The 14,012-nt window shown below is 74.7% G+C and carries 13 protein-coding genes; 3 read left to right on the top strand and 10 right to left on the bottom strand.

Annotated features, from left to right (window positions below):
- Positions 1-14 precede the first annotated feature (14 nt).
- Positions 15-1,352 (bottom strand): MFS transporter, encoded by a 1,338-nt coding sequence (locus FHU37_RS07265; protein WP_376774015.1) that lies wholly within the window; start codon positions 1,350-1,352, stop codon positions 15-17.
- Between the two features lie 502 nt (positions 1,353-1,854).
- Here FHU37_RS07265 and FHU37_RS07260 point away from each other — a divergent pair.
- On the top strand, positions 1,855-2,097 hold the full coding sequence (locus tag FHU37_RS07260; protein ID WP_179813380.1) for a DUF2277 domain-containing protein: 243 nt from the start codon (positions 1,855-1,857) through the stop codon (positions 2,095-2,097).
- 797 nt (positions 2,098-2,894) lie between these two features.
- Here the strand turns inward: FHU37_RS07260 and FHU37_RS07255 are convergent.
- Both FHU37_RS07255 and FHU37_RS07250 read right to left on the bottom strand, forming a co-directional pair.
- Positions 2,895-3,695, bottom strand: coding sequence for an SAM-dependent methyltransferase (locus tag FHU37_RS07255; protein ID WP_376773902.1), 801 nt, complete (start codon positions 3,693-3,695; stop codon positions 2,895-2,897).
- Positions 3,696-3,981: 286 nt separating this feature from the next.
- Complete coding sequence (locus FHU37_RS07250) at positions 3,982-5,274, bottom strand: MFS transporter (protein WP_179813378.1); 1,293 nt, start codon at positions 5,272-5,274, stop codon at positions 3,982-3,984.
- A 405-nt stretch (positions 5,275-5,679) separates the two neighbouring features.
- Between FHU37_RS07250 and FHU37_RS07245 the strand changes: the two genes are divergently transcribed.
- Positions 5,680-6,393: a GntR family transcriptional regulator gene (locus FHU37_RS07245; RefSeq protein ID WP_179813377.1), complete on the top strand. Its 714-nt coding sequence runs from the start codon at positions 5,680-5,682 to the stop codon at positions 6,391-6,393.
- A 19-nt stretch (positions 6,394-6,412) separates the two neighbouring features.
- Here the strand turns inward: FHU37_RS07245 and FHU37_RS07240 are convergent, their stop codons facing one another.
- The 5 genes from FHU37_RS07240 to FHU37_RS07220 all read right to left on the bottom strand — a co-directional run bounded on the left by FHU37_RS07240 (position 6,413) and on the right by FHU37_RS07220 (position 11,376).
- Positions 6,413-7,810 (bottom strand): BNR repeat-containing protein, encoded by a 1,398-nt coding sequence (locus FHU37_RS07240; protein WP_312892481.1) that lies wholly within the window; start codon positions 7,808-7,810, stop codon positions 6,413-6,415.
- Positions 7,811-8,088: 278 nt separating this feature from the next.
- The gene (locus FHU37_RS07235; protein WP_179813376.1) at positions 8,089-8,850 is read right to left on the bottom strand and encodes a sulfite exporter TauE/SafE family protein; all 762 of its coding nucleotides are present in this window, start codon (positions 8,848-8,850) and stop codon (positions 8,089-8,091) included.
- Positions 8,851-8,991: 141 nt separating this feature from the next.
- Complete coding sequence (locus tag FHU37_RS07230) at positions 8,992-10,137, bottom strand: DUF2332 domain-containing protein (RefSeq protein WP_312892480.1); 1,146 nt, start codon at positions 10,135-10,137, stop codon at positions 8,992-8,994.
- Complete coding sequence (locus tag FHU37_RS07225; RefSeq protein WP_179813375.1) at positions 10,134-10,751, bottom strand: DUF4865 family protein; 618 nt, start codon at positions 10,749-10,751, stop codon at positions 10,134-10,136. Before FHU37_RS07225 ends, FHU37_RS07230 begins: the two co-directional genes overlap by 4 nt.
- A 49-nt stretch (positions 10,752-10,800) precedes the next feature.
- A complete protein-coding gene (locus tag FHU37_RS07220; protein ID WP_312892479.1) occupies positions 10,801-11,376 on the bottom strand; it encodes a TetR/AcrR family transcriptional regulator in 576 nt (191 codons plus the stop codon).
- 216 nt (positions 11,377-11,592) lie between these two features.
- Between FHU37_RS07220 and FHU37_RS07215 the strand changes: the two genes are divergently transcribed.
- Positions 11,593-11,820 carry a hypothetical protein gene (locus tag FHU37_RS07215; RefSeq protein WP_179813373.1) on the top strand — a complete coding sequence of 76 codons (228 nt, stop codon included), beginning with the start codon at positions 11,593-11,595 and terminating at the stop codon, positions 11,818-11,820.
- A gap of 117 nt (positions 11,821-11,937) precedes the next feature.
- Here the strand turns inward: FHU37_RS07215 and FHU37_RS07210 are convergent, their stop codons facing one another.
- Both FHU37_RS07210 and FHU37_RS07205 read right to left on the bottom strand, forming a co-directional pair.
- Complete coding sequence (locus tag FHU37_RS07210) at positions 11,938-12,402, bottom strand: DNA-binding protein (protein WP_179813372.1); 465 nt, start codon at positions 12,400-12,402, stop codon at positions 11,938-11,940.
- 154 nt (positions 12,403-12,556) lie between these two features.
- On the bottom strand, positions 12,557-13,966 hold the full coding sequence (locus FHU37_RS07205; protein WP_179813371.1) for an SWIM zinc finger family protein: 1,410 nt from the start codon (positions 13,964-13,966) through the stop codon (positions 12,557-12,559).
- Positions 13,967-14,012: the final 46 nt, after the last annotated feature.

The raw sequence follows: 14,012 nt of genomic DNA, 5'->3' as shown, positions 1-14,012 counted from the left end.
GCCCGGCCGGGCGCTCAGACGGTGACCGCGGGGCCGGCGGGCGCCAGCTCAGGGGCCTCGTCGGGCCGTCGCGCGGGGGCGCCGTCCACCTGGAGCGGGACCGGGGCGAGGCGTTCGACGGCGGGGCGGCGTCGCGCCTGGACCAGCGCCCCGGCGCCGATCACCGCCGCGATGCCGAGGCCCCCGGCGACCAGCGCCGTGCGCGCGCCGGCGACCTGGATGAACAGGCCGAGCAGCGGCGGGCCGGCGAGGTTCCAGGCGGTGCTCAGGCTGCGCCACACCCCGAGCACCCGGCCGCGCATGTCCGCCGGCGGGTCGGTCTGCAGGACGGTGGTGGTGGCGGTGTCCGAGATCGCCTCGACGATCGCCATCGGGGCCACGCACACGATCAGCAGGGCCAGCGTGGGCGAGGCGCCGGCGAACGCCTGGAGCAGCGCTCCGGCGGAGGCCAGCGCGGCGACCAACCGGACGGACGGCCGGCGCAGCCGCCCGGCCAGGAGGGCGCCGAGCATGCCGCCCACGGCGAGGACGGTCGCGACGGTGCCGTACCCGGAGGTGCCGCCCTCCAGGGGGCCGGTGACCAGGGCGGCCAGGGTCAGCGAGTAGTTGCGGCCGAGGACGGCGCTGACCGCGGCGATCACCGCGAGCGCCACCAGCCGGCGCCGGCCGAGGAAGAAGAGCAGGCCCTCACGGGTGCCGCCGACGGCCCGGCGCCGCCCGGCGCTCCCCCGCCGCGCGGACGGCTCCTCCACGGCCGGCTCCTTGACGACGGACAGCGGGACGGCCGGCTGGGCGGCCGGCTGCTGGGCGACCGGCTTCAGGAACGGGATGACCGCGGCGACGAACAGGAAGGACAGCGCGTTGGCCGCGTAGGCGGCCTGCGTTCCGAAGGCCGCCGTGGCCACCGCCGCCAGCGCGGTTCCGCCGAGCCGGCCGACGCTGTGCACCACCGACCCCACGGAGATGGCCGAGGGGACGTCCTCGCGCGGGACGAGGTCGTTGCCCAGCAGGGCGCACGCCGGTCCGTCCACGGTGGCGATCACACCGGTGACGCCGGCCAGCACCAGCAGCGCCGGCACGCTGAGCAGGTCGAGGGTGATCAGGGCGGCCGTGGTGAGCGCGACCAGTCCCAGCACGGCCTGGCTGACCGTGGCGGTCACCTTGCGCGGCCAGGAGTCCACCACCGCGCCGCCGACCACGCCGAGCAGCAACCCGGGGGCCGCCTGCACGGCCAGTGACAGGCCGGTGACGGCCGCGGAGCCGGTGATCTGCAGGACCAGCAGGTTCTGCACCGTGAGCTGCATCCAGGTGCCCGCGTTGGAGACCAGGTTGGCCACGGACCACCAGCGCATGCTGCGGTGGCGCAGGGCGCGCCACGGGCTGCGGTCGGCCGCCGCCCCGCCCCGGCCGCGACGTCGCGCCGACAGCGGTCGTGGCGGGCGGGAGGAGGGCGCGGCCGGAGCCTCCGGCGGCGTGTCGGGGCTGTTGGGGAGGGAGAGGTCAGGAGGCATGGGAGTGGGGTGGGTCGGGAACGCGTGATCACGCACGGACTGTCCCCGGGCCGGCGCGGGGCCGGCGCTAGGGGAAGGGGACGGTCCGGGTGGCGGGAGCGCATGCTCCGGCTCGACACGATCCAGACCCCGGATCGCTGCAATCTTCACAGTCCGCCCCGGCAAGTCCCAACGCGTTCCGTCACGCGGCGCACACGCATCGTCTGTTCCCCGAGCAACCGCACAGGTCATCACGGGGCCGCGGGACCCGGGTGGGTTTGCTCACAGCGTGCTCGCGGCCCCGCCGGGAGCGCGCCGCTGTGAGGGCGGGCACACTGTCGGACCGGGGGCGCACACTGGTGGTATGTGCCGCAGCATCAAGACCCTCAGGCCCCCGATGTCGCCCGATCCGACCGAGGAGGACATCCGGGCCGCCGCCCTCCAGTACGTCCGCAAGGTGTCGGGCTTCCGGGCTCCCGCCGCCCACAACCGCGCCGTGTTCGACGAGGCGGTCGACACGATCACCGAGGCCACCCGCCGGCTGCTGGCGGAGCTGGAGGTACGCGGGGCCCCGGCACGCCCGGCCGCCCGCGCCGACGCGCCGTAGCCGCCGGCCCCGGGGGAAACGTTTCCGCGTCCGTTCGCTCCCCCAGCGCCCGGACGCGCCCCTGTTCCAGCCGGACCGCACCCCCTGGCTCCAGGGACCCCGCGATCATCCCCAGCAGATCCGACCCCCTTGCGTACACGGCAGACCACGCGCTCCCCCTGTGAACCAAGGGGGCCCGCAGTTGTCCACAGGAAAATCAGGCCCCTTGCCTTGAGCGCACGCCGGAACCTGCGCTACCCCTGGCAAACAAGGGGGCTGCGGTTATCCACAGGAAAAACAATCCCCCTTGCACGCACTCCGGAACGTACGCTACCCCTGGTGAACAAGGGGGGCCGCCGTTATGCACAGGGTGAACAGGCCCTCTTGCGCACACGCCGGAACCTGGGCCATCCCTCATAAACAAGGGGGCCCGCCGTTATCCACAAGGAGAACCGGCCCCTTGCGCGCGCCACGCAACCTGCGCTACCCCTGGTGAACAAGGGGGACCTCGGTTGTCCACAGCCTAAACGGGCCCCCTTGCACTCACCCCAGAACCCGCGCTACCCCTGTGAACCAAGGGGGCCCGCCGTTATCCACAGGGTCGATCGCCCCCTTGTAAATCACCCCCGAACCTTGTATCGCTCCCGATTCCGCTGGGCGTATCACACCCAATTCCGGTTGGCGCGTTCACCGCGCAGCCCTGCCGGCGCGGGGCCGGACCTGCCATGTGCAGCAGGCCCGGCACTCCACACCCGGCACTCCACACCCGGCACTCCGCACCCGCGCTCGGCGCTCGCTCGGCGCCCGGCTCGGCGGCGTCACTCGGCCGGCAGGGCCCGCCGGTCCGTGTCGGGCCCGTTCCTGCGGGCCGTCACCAGGGCGAAGGTGAGGAACTCCCCGCCGTCCGCGGTGAGCATGTCGATCACCGGCTGGTTCGCCGCGCGGCCGTCCGGCTGGTACTCGGCGCAGGCCCGGGCCCACAGCAGCCAGTCCCGCCAGCCGTCCTGCTGCAGCCGTGCGGAGGTGACCGTCACCAGCTCCGTGATCTCCCACTGGAACCGCCACCACTGCGCGGTGTGCCAGGCGATCGCCTCCCAGCCGACCACCGCCCTGATGTGCGGCGGGATGGCCCCGAGCTCGCGGACCTCTCGGGTCATTGCGGGAGTCGCCATCCCGAGTTGCCCACCGGGACGCAGGAACCGCACCAGGTACGGCAGGTAGCCGTCCGCCGTGCCGAAGTACTCGAACGCGTCCACACTGACGATGGCGTCGAAGCTCTCCTCCTCGAACGGCAGGGCGTGCGCCTCCGCCCGCACGGCCTCGACCCGGTCGCCGACACCCGCCTCGGCGAAGACGGCCGCCGCCTCCTCGGGGGCGATCCACCAGTCCGCCGCGACGACCCGGGCACCGTACTCGCGAGCCAGGAACACCGAGGTGGCGCCCTTGCCGGAGCCGAGGTCGAGGATCCGCATCCCCGGGCGCAGATCGAGGTCCTGGGCGAGGTTCTCCAGCAGCCACAACGGGTTGGGCCCCATGTCCAGCCGGAGCAACCAGGACGGGTCGTAGCGGGACGACCGCGGATAGCGGTCCGGACGAACGAGATCATTCACAGCGGTCACGCTCACGAACCCAAACCGCTCCCCCGCCCGGAAACAACCCGTTTTCGCGTCCGCCGCCCGCCGGGCCCCAGACGGACCGGGTGGGGCACCCTGTGCACCGCCGAGTACCGGCCCTCGGAGAGGCGGGTGACCTACCACTGACCGGCCGACAGCTGGCAGCAGTCCTTCGGCGCGTTCGCCCCGGGGGAACGCGCCGTGACCATCGGCCGCGACGGCTAGGGCGGCGCGGCAGGGTGGGGTGGGCGGGTCCACGCCGGAGGGTGCCGGCGCGGACCCGCCCACCGGTTCAGGTCAGTTCACGGCCCCGGGTCTCCGGCAGCCCGAGCAGGGCGAGTACGGCGACGCCGTATCCCACGGCGCCGAAGACGAGGGCGCCGCCCACTCCCCAACTCGCCGCCAGGAACCCCACCAGGGTGGGGAAGAAGGCGCCGACGGCCCGCCTGGTGTTGTAGGTGAAGCCCTGTCCGCTGCCGCGCACGGCGGTGGGGTACAGCTCGCTGAGGAAGGAGCCGAACCCGCTGAAGATCGCGGACATGCAGAAGCCGAGCGGGAAGCCGAGGACGAGCAGCAGCCCGTCCGCGCCCGCGGGGATGTTGGTGTACGCGAGGACGCAGCCGGCGGACAGCAGGGCGAACAGGGCGATGTTCCGCTTGCGGCCCAGCCGGTCGGTCAGGTAACCGCCGGTCAGGTAGCCGGCGAAGGCGCCGGAGATGAGGAGGGCCAGGTACCCGCCGGTGCCCACCACGGTCAGGCCGCGTTCGCCGCGCAGGTAGGACGGGAGCCAGGTGGAGAGGGTGTAGTAGCCGCCCTGGACGCCGGTGGCGAGCAGGGAGGCGAACAGGGTGGTCCGCCCGAGGCCGCCCTCCCGGCGGAAGATGGCGGTGAACGAACCGGCGCCGGCGCCGCCCCGGGCGCGGCCGATCCGTGCGGTCGCCACGTCGGCGTCCCGGACGTTCCGCCGGACGTAGACGACGAGCAGCGCGGGGAGCACGCCGGTCCAGAAGAGCACCCGCCAGGCCAGGTCCGGGTCCAGGTACTCGAACACCAGGGTGGAGACGAGCACGGCGAGCCCCCAGCCGACCGCCCAGGAGCTCTGGATGACGGCGACGGTGCGCCCACGGTGGCGCGCCGTGGTGTACTCGGCGACCAGGATGGCGCCGACCGCCCACTCCCCGCCGAAGCCGAGGCCCTGCAGGGCCCGGAAGACCAGCAGCGTCTCGTAGTTGGGCGCGCAGCCGCACAGCACCGTGAAGACCGCGTAGGTGGTCACGGTGATGGCCAGGGCCCGCACGCGGCCGATCCGGTCGGCGAGCACGCCGGCGACGGCGCCGCCCACGGCCGAGACGACCAGCGTGACGGTGGTCAGCAGGCCGGTCTGGCCGGTGGTCAGGCCGAAGTAGCCGGCGATGGCGACCATGCCGAGCGGCAGGACGTAGAAGTCGTAGGCGTCCAGGCCGTAACCGCCGAAGGCGCCGACGAAGGCCCGCCGGCCCCGGGGCCCCAGGGCGCGGTACCAGGCCATGGGTCCGGTGTCCTGCTCGACCCCGGTCGCGGTGGTGGAGGGCGCGTCGTTGATCATGCTCACACCTCACAGGAGTGACGGAGCGTGGAATCGTGCGCGGGCAGAGGGCAGCGGGCAGCGGCGCGGGTCGGCGGGCGCGGGAGGCGACGGGGCCGCGCGATGGAGGCGCCAAGTCGACGCGCGCGACATCCGGCTGACGGTGCGACGGTGCGACAGTGCGACGGTTGCTGGGCGACGGTGCGACGGTGCGAGGTGCGACGGTGCCGGGTGCGACGGCGTGACGGCCCCGAGCACTCCCCTCCGGTGTCGGGACCGCCACCGGTCCATGCCTACCCATGCTGAGGATCGTTGAACGATCCGACAAGAGGCATGTTGTTTCGTTCTCATTTCTGCGGTTGACTCGGAGCCCCACCCCACACGGGCGTTCACAACCGCGTTCAGCGCGCTCGGAAGGAGGCAGCCGTGGGCACCGAGGCCGGCCACGGGCTCGTCGACATCACCGGGCTGGAGCGGGACCGGCCGCTGCTCGGCCGCACCAGCACGGCGGAGCGCGTCGCGGACATCCTGCGCACCCGCGTCGCCGAGGGGTTCTTCCCGCCCGGGAGCAGGCTGTCCGAGGACAGCATCGGCGGCGCCCTGGGCGTCTCCCGCAACACCCTGCGGGAGGCCTTCCGGCTGCTCACCCGGGAACGGCTGCTGGTCCACGAGCTCAACCGGGGCGTCTTCGTCCGGGTGCACGCCGTCGAGGACGTGGTGGACATCTACCGGGTGCGCAGGCTGGTCGAGTGCGCCGCGGTGCGCGGTCTGGGCGCGCCGCCCTTCCCGCTCCAGGCCGCGGCCGAGGCGGTGGCCGAGGGTGAGCGGGCGGCCGAGCGCGAGGACTGGCGGGCGCTCGGCACCGCGAACATCCACTTCCACCAGGCGGTGGCCGCGCTGGCGGGCAGCCCCCGCACCGACGAGCTGATGCGCGGCGTGCTCGCGGAACTCCGGCTGGTCTTCCACGCGATGCAGGACGCGCGCCGCTTCCACGAGCCGTACCTGACGCGCAACCGGGAGATCCTGCGCAGCCTCCAGGAGGGCGACACCGACCGCGCGGAGCGTCTGCTCGCCGCCTACCTGGAGGACTCCGAGCGGCAGATCTCCGCGGCCTACGCCCAGCGCATCGCCTCCGCCTGAGGCTCGTCGGGAGCGGCGGCTAGCGCCGCCCGAGCAGGAGCACCTCCATCTCGCTCCCCTGGGTCGGCCACGCGTCCCGGGGCTGGTCACGGTTGGCGTCGAGGCTCTCCCAGCGGAGCAGGTACCTCCCGCGGGGGGTGGCGGTGGTCGCGCCGTCGCCGCTGTCGTGGCCGATGTTCACCCGCAGCCCGGGGTGGTCACCGCGGACGGTCGCGGCCTGGGCGGGCAGCGGGGGCGTCGGGCACTGGGTGATGGGGGTGAGGTCGGAGTCCAGGATGATGCTGGTGGGCCGGCCGTACCCGACGAAGTCCACCTGGATGTGGCCGTTGCGCAGAACCCGGGAGCCGAGCAGGGCGACGTGGAAGTTGATGGTGCCGAAGCCGCCGAAGTCCCAGCGACCGCGCCAGTCGCTGATCTGCCGGATCTCCCAGCTGCCCTGGCCCGGACGCGCGGCGTAGATCTGGGAGTTCCCTGCCCGGTCGTACTTGTGGTAGGTGATCAGGATCCGTCCGTCGGCGTCGAACCCGATCTTCGCGTTGCCGTTGAGCAGGCCGGCGCGCTCGGGCACGGGATCGACGACGTCGCCCCCGCCGTAGGTGAACGGCGTGGCCAGCGGCGCCCCTCGGTGGTCCGTCCAGTTCACCAGGTCCGTGGAGCTCGCGTAGCTCAGCATGCTGTTGGTGGCCGCGTCGGGGGCGCCGCGCCAGACCCAGAGCAGGTGGAACCGCCCGTCGGGCCCGGTGGTCGGTCCCTGGAAGTACGCGCTCCAGGTGGCTGCCGGGTCCGCCGCCGATCCCGCGCCGTCGAACAGCGGCCGGTCGACCAGCCTGGTCCAGGCGGCGGACTCCTCGTGGTAGAGGTTGGCGTACGTGACGCCGTCGCCGGAGCCGCCGTCGCGGTGGGTGAAGACGAGGCTGCCGTCGGCGCGGTTCAGGAACTGGGGGTAGGTGACGGAACGCTCGGTCCGCGGCCCGATCATGTTCGTCACCCGGCGCAGGGTGGTGACGTCCCCTCCGGGAGCCGACCGGAAGTACACCAGGGGGTCGTTGTGCATGTTGCCGGAGACGTGCAGGGCGCCCGAGCGGTCCAGCCCGAGGGCGATGTGGTTGTGGCTGTCCCAGCCCAGTGTCGTCGGCAGCACCTGGTAGGTCCACTCCGAGGCGTCCCCCAGGGTCCGGCCGGCGACCACCATGCGCCGCGCGGTGTCGTAGAAGCCGACGTACTGCCGGTTCCCCCGGGTCAGCAGGGCCTGTTCGACGACCATGCCGGCCCAGGTCCGGCCGAGGACGGCCCGGTCGACCACCTCGTCGGTGACCGTGGAGAAGTCGTAGGCGGGCCCGGGCAGCGTGCAGAAGGTCGGCGGGGCCGTACGGGCGGTGACGGGCCGGCTCGGACGGTCGCTGGTCGGGTTGATCACGATCACCACGATCTGTGTTCGGGAGCGCCGTGGCGCTCGTCGGACGGGGTGCCGACGGCCGCGGGGGTCGCGCCTTCGGGCCTCACGCAGTAAGCGTTTTCCGGCCCGGGTGGGAGACTGCCACCCGTTCGGGAGCGCGGCAAGGAGCACCCCCTCCCCTGCTTTGAATCGTTACATCCCCGCGACCGTCGTCCCCGGGCGCGGCCCGCGCGGCCCGCGCGGCTGGGCACCACGGGCCGGGGGCGCGCCCCGCGGGGGGCGTCCGCCCGCCGGTGGCGTCAGCGCAGCAGGTTCAGGCTGGAGAGCACGGTGAAGACCAGTACCAGGCGCTCGAACACCGTCCGGTCCAGGCGCCGCACCGACGCCCGGCCGACGGCCGCGCCGATCAGCACGAAGACGGCGAGCAACGCGGCCCGCGCCAGGGACTCGACGGTGATCAGGCCGAGGGCGGCGCTGAAGGGCACCTTGAACAGGTTGACGATGAGGAAGAACCAGGCGCCGGTGCCGAGGAAGCCCAGCACGTTGAAGCCGGCCGACAGCAGGTACACGGACATCACCGCGCCGCCGGCGTTGGCCACCATCGTGGTGAACCCGGCCAGCAGGCCGAACCCGAAGGTCACCGCCGGCGGCGGGCGGTGCGGCTCCGCGTCGGCGAGCTCTCCCCCGGCCACCCGGGAGCGCCGGCGCTGCCACAGGTGGACGGCGACGATGACCAGCAGCATGCCGCCGATGGTCCGCCGCATGACGGTGTCGTCGACCACGGCGACGAACGCCACCCCGAACAGCACCCCCACCGCCACCGAGGGGAACAGCCGCAGCAGCGCCGGCCAGTCCACGTGCCGCCGGTAGGCCCGCACCGCGAGGACGTCGCCGACCAGCAGCAGCGGGAGCAGCGCCCCGGTGGACTCCCGGGCCGGAAGCACCGCGGCGAACAGGGCGACGCTGATCGCGCCGACCCCGCCGATCGCGGTCTTGGCGAAGCCCACCAGCAGCGCGGCGACCACGAGGATCGCGATCTCGGCGGCCCCGAGGCCGCTCATCGGTACGTCCCGGAAGTCCCGGAGGGAGCGGTGCCTGTCACGGCGGTGACGCTACCCGCTCGCTCCGGGCGGGCTCGCGGTGGGCCGGGCTCCGGCGGTGGGCCGGCGACACCGGCTGGGCGAGCCGCGGCCGGCCACGGGTCAGGAGGCGGGCAGCGGGTGGGCGGGCAACCCGTGCGGCGCGGCCTCGGCGAGGTACCGGGGCGGAGCGCCGCCGAGCCGCACGGACAGTTGGAAGCTGTGCTCGGCGCCGATCCGCGGCTCGAAGGCGATCTGGGCGAACGCCGCCCGCTCCGTGCTGGCGGCGGCCAGCCGGTCGAGCTGCTCCTCCACCCGCGCCCACTCGGCGCCCGGGACGTACTGCCGCATCACGGAGTGCCAGACCACGGTGAGCGTGCCGGGCTCCAGCCGGACGCCGGCGAGGAAGTCGGCGGCGCCGAGCGGGACGACCTCGGCCGGCACCCGGGCGGCCAGCCGCAGGGCGCCGTCCAGCCGGGCGAACCGGGCGGTCTGGTCGGGCCACACGTAGGCCCGCAGGCGCAGGGCGCCGTCCGGGGTGGTGGGGTCGATGGGCGTGGGGTCGCAGCCGCGGCGCTGGATGATGGTCAGTTCCGGGTGCGCGGCGGCGGCCTCGGTCAGCCAGGGCGGCGGGGAGGCGCGCCAGGTGTTCTCCAGGAGCACCGGGGAGTCGGCAGGGCCCCAGGCGTAGCCCGGGCCGACGCAGCGGAAGTGGTCGGCGCGCAGGTTGAGGCCCGCGCTGGCGCCGAGCTCGAGCAGCCGGACGGGGAGCCCGGTGGCGTGCACGGTGGTCAGCAGCCCGGCGATCAGCAGGTTCGCGCGGCCGACCTCGTTGGTCTGCGGGGGCCGGGTGATCCAGTCGCGGATCCACGCGGTGTGGGCGGCGACGGTCGCGCGGAAGGCCGGCCAGGCGGCGTCCGGTCGGGCCGGGTCGAAGGCGCCGCCGGTGCTGGGGTAGTGCGCGGCCAGTTCGGGGGCGCGCCCGCTCAGGGCGAGGGCGTGCACCCCGCCGAGCAGCCGCAGGGAGACCAGGGCGTCCCCCGGGGCGTCCTCGTGCCCGGCGATGGCCTGCGCGCACGGGCCGCCGGCGCGGACGTCCTCGGCCACCCGGGTCAGCAGGGCGGCGTAGAGCGGCGAGCCGAGGTCCGCGCAGGCCGCCGCCTGCCGCTCGATCATCGCGACCGCGTGTTCCCGGGACATCCGCCGCTCCTGCTCGTGCTCGTGCTCGTGCTCGTGCTCGTGCCGATCCTCTCCCGTCGGTCCCGTCACCACTGGCGTCCCACGGCGATGGCGTCGAGTTCCGGCGAGGAGAGGTGGGCGACCTCGTAGCGCGCGTGGTCACCGCCCGGCGCGTCGTCGGTGTGCGCGGGGAGTTCGGTGACCGGCTGCTCCCAGAGGGTGAGCCGGGTGAGCCGCCACTGCCCGGGGTCGACGGCGAGGGCGGTGGTGTGCACGCCGTCGGTCTCCGCGCGCCGGTCGAGGTCGTCGAGGGCCCGGCGCACGACGACGGCCGGGTCGACGCCGGCCGGCAGCGCCTCGGTGCGGCGGCTGGCCGCGCGGGGGACGGCGGCGCGGGTCGGTCCCGGACGGCAGGCCACGCCGGTCCAGTGGGCGACGGACGGGCGGCCGAAGTCCTGGACGATGCCGCCGAAGCCGCCCTCGCCCCACAGGAAGCGGTTCATCCCGCCGACGGAGTGCCACAGGTAGAAGGGGGCGTACTGGTTGACCGGGGAGCCGGCGACGCCGCGTTCGCGGAGCAGGTAGGCCTTCATGCCGAGGCCCGGGAAGGCGTCGGTGCGGTGTCCCCTGGTGGCCACCCGGTGGCGGATGACGCCCATGTCGTAGTCGGCGGGCAGGGTGATCTCGTACTGCATGGCGTACACGGCGGGTCTCCTTGGTCGGGTCGGTCACCGGGCTCGCTCTCCGGCTCGCTCACCCGGTGGCGGGTGCCGCCCGGGCGGTGAGCAGGGCGAGCACGCCGCTGATCGCGCGGTCGAACGGTTCGACCGAGTCGGCGGCGCGGGCGAGGACGTAGCCGCCCTGGAGCACGGCGACGACGGCCGCGGCGGTGTCCTCCGCGTCGAGGTCGGCCGGCAGTTCGCCGCCGGCCCGGCCCTCGGCGAGGACGGCCGCGAGGCGTCCGCGCAGCCAGGCGAAGGTCTCCTCCACGGGCTGCCGGAGCGCGGGGTCGCCGACCACGTCGGGATCCTGGGTGAGCCGGCCGATGGGGCACCCGCGCAGGACGTCCCGTTCCCGCAGCAGGTAGTCCCGGATCCGTTCGACGGCGGTGCCGGGGCCGGAGAGCTGGGCCTCGGCCTGGGCCCGCATCCGCTCGGCGGTGCGTCGCACCGCGGCCAGGGCCAGGTCCGGCTTGCCGGCGAAGTGGTGGTACATGCTGCCCTGCCCCACGCCGGCGCGCTGCTGGATCGCCCTGGGGCTGGTGCCCACGTATCCGCGCTCCCACAGGAGCTCCTGGGTGCTTTCGATCAGGCGTTCCGGGGTGTTCACGCGAGCACTGTACATACTGGTAGGTACAGCGGCAAGATCACGCCACCCAGCCGCCCGTGGGCGCCGGGCCCGAGGCGCGGCGGCCTTGGCCTCGCCGGCGGCGCGGACCACCGTCGGGTGGCTTCGCCGTCCGGCCCGTGACCTCACCGCCCTCCTCGCGGATACACCTGGCGACGGGCGGCGACCACGCCGCCGGAGAGATGAGGAGGGGACACGGTGAAGGACGGTCGCGCGGGGACGACGGCCCGCTGGCTGGCCGGCGCGGTGGTGACGGCGGTGGCCTGCGGGCTGCCGGTCGGCACGGCGCACGCCGACGAGACGCACACCGACTCGCACAACGCGCCGACGGTCGCCCTGATCTCCACGGGGCAGATCGACGACCCGATGGAGGACGTGCTGGAGCACGTCTCACTGGGTGACGGGCAGCAGCACACCTACGGCTGACCGCCCCGCGGGCGGGCGGCGCCTCCGCGTGGGGCGCCTCCCGCCGGCCGCCGCCCGTCCCGGGGCCGGGCGGCGGCCGGCGGGAGGCGGGAGGCGGTCGTGGGACGGGCGCGGTGGTCAGTCCGCGGTGCCCGCCTCGTCGGAGTCGGCCCGCCCGGTCAGGCGCTGGTGGCGCTGGCGGGCGGCCTGCGCCGTGCCCAGGCCGAGGCTGTAGGCGATCTGCTGCCAGGTCAGGCCGCGCCCGCGGGCCATCTCCAGCAGGCCGATCTCCAACTGGTCCACCTCGGCGCGGGCCTGGTGCACCAGGGTGAGCGCGGCTGCGATGTCGGTGGCGTCCACCGACGGCCGGCCCTCGTCCGGTATCGCCGCGCCGGCCGCCAGGTGCGCCACCCGGCGCCAGGCGTCGAGCGGGCCGAGCGGGATGCCGCGCTCCTCCCACAGCCGGCGTTCGTCGGCGTCCCCGTGGCGCTCGGTGATCCGCGCCAGCGCCTGGTACCGCCGTGCCGCTCGGGCCTGTTCGGGATCGGGTGCCGCGAACGGCTCGGCGGGCACGCGTTCGTCGGTCGTCTCATGGTTCGTCATGCGGCAAACCTAGGAGGAGCAACACCCGGTGTGCAACACATTATTGAAAACGACTTGTTTAAGGACCAGGGTCGGGCCAGGCCGGGCCCGGGTGCCGCGCGGCAGGCGGGCCCCGCCGATCAGACGACTGGGCCGGCGCTCGCCGCCACGGCCGTCAGCTCCGCGATCCCCCCGCGCGCGGCCCGGCGGAGCCGTCGGTGGCGGCGCGGCGCTGGATCCGGACGGCCAGGGCGTGCTTGCAGGGGCCGCGTCCGCCGCGGTACCTGGCCCACCACAGGCAGGTGCAGCTGAGCCGGCCGGCCGCGTCGGCGCGGACCCGGTGGTGGTGGTCGTCGACGGTGACGGTGGCCAGCCCGCCGGCCTCCAGGCGGACGGCTCCGGCCTCGACCAGGGCGCGGGCGTCCCGGAGCCGGGGGTTGTGCCGCTCGGCCCGCTCGGCCTCGTAGGGCAACTCGCGGTGGAAGTAGGCGGCCTCGGCGGTGTCGTACCCGACCCGGCCGGCGGTGCCCAGTCGGGTGAGGGCCGCGCGGACCCGCGCCGGGGTGAGGCCGGCCTGCTCGGCGAGGTCGGCGACGTCGATCCGGGGCTCCCAGGCGAGCAGGACGCCGACCAGTTCGGCGTCCTCGGCGGCCTCGTCGGTGGCCAGGGCGTCGAGCACCGCGCCCTCTCCGGAGAAGCCGCGCGAGGCGTCGGGCGAGAGGGTGAGGGTCAGGCGCATCGCGGGGAGCTCGATCTCCCAGGCGGACGCCGAGGGCGCGGCGCCGGCGGTGACCGGCGGCCCGTAGACGCGCAGCGCCACGGCGTGCCGCAGCACCCGCGCCAGGGCGGTCAGCCGTTCCGGCCCGGGCAGGCACACGGCGCCGGGGACGGGCCGGCTGGTCGGGCGCAGGGTGCGGCCGGCCGGGACCACCCACTGGGCGCCGCGGCGGGCGCCGACCCGCCCGCCGCGGGGCAGGGCGCGCAGGAAGCGGACGGCCTCGGCGGCGGTGAGTTCGGCGCGCAGGTCGAAGCCGGCCGCGATGACCTGGGTCTCGGCGAAGCCGCGCAGCCAGCGGTCGGGCAGCGGGACCTTCTTCTCGACGACCGGGCCGTCCATGGTGGTGACGGTGAGGTCGTCGGGGCCGACCCGCAGGTGCAGCGGGTCGGCGCCGCCGACGCGGGTGAGGGCCTCCCGGAGCGGGTTGTTGACGTCCACGTTGGTGGTTCCGTGGCCGATGTCGTCACCGTCGAGGCCGTCGTGGAGGACGTCGAGGCGGGCGTAGACGCCGCAGCAGCCGGAGAACGACTCGAACCGCAGCCGGTCGCCGCCGGCGGTCACCACCGGGTCGAGCGAGGCGCGCAGCTGGGGCTGGTGGTAGCGGGCGGCGGCGACGTCCGCGACGGACAGCAGGGCGGCCGCGGCGGCCTCCGGGGCGGTGAGGAAGCCGGTGAAGAACCGCGGGTGGGCCTGGAGCCCGGCCGGGGTGGCGCCGCCCGAGGTCTGCAGGGCGAGGTCGTTCCGGTCGGATTCGCGGCTGAGGGTGGAGGGACGGAGGTAGGCGTACGCCTGCACGGCTTGCGTCATGGAACGGACCGTAGGGGCGGGCACCGACAGCGCGTCGCCTCGCCCT

It is taken from the genome of Allostreptomyces psammosilenae, from assembly GCF_013407765.1.
In the GTDB taxonomy this organism is placed as follows: domain Bacteria; phylum Actinomycetota; class Actinomycetes; order Streptomycetales; family Streptomycetaceae; genus Allostreptomyces; species Allostreptomyces psammosilenae.
Note: the sequence above shows the minus strand (reverse complement) of the source record. Positions and strands in the feature narration are given on the sequence as shown.

Bases quoted from the DNA above. Each gene is read 5' to 3' on its own strand.
- FHU37_RS07210 (WP_179813372.1), bottom strand. From the start codon at position 12,402: ATGACGAACCATGAGACGACCGACGAACGCGTGCCCGCCGAGCCGTTC.
- FHU37_RS07205 (WP_179813371.1), bottom strand. From the start codon at position 13,966: ATGACGCAAGCCGTGCAGGCGTACGCCTACCTCCGTCCCTCCACCCTC.
- FHU37_RS07250 (WP_179813378.1), bottom strand. From the start codon at position 5,274: ATGATCAACGACGCGCCCTCCACCACCGCGACCGGGGTCGAGCAGGAC.
- FHU37_RS07260 (WP_179813380.1), top strand. From the start codon at position 1,855: ATGTGCCGCAGCATCAAGACCCTCAGGCCCCCGATGTCGCCCGATCCG.
- FHU37_RS07265 (WP_376774015.1), bottom strand. From the start codon at position 1,352: ATGCGCTGGTGGTCCGTGGCCAACCTGGTCTCCAACGCGGGCACCTGG.
- FHU37_RS07235 (WP_179813376.1), bottom strand. From the start codon at position 8,850: ATGAGCGGCCTCGGGGCCGCCGAGATCGCGATCCTCGTGGTCGCCGCG.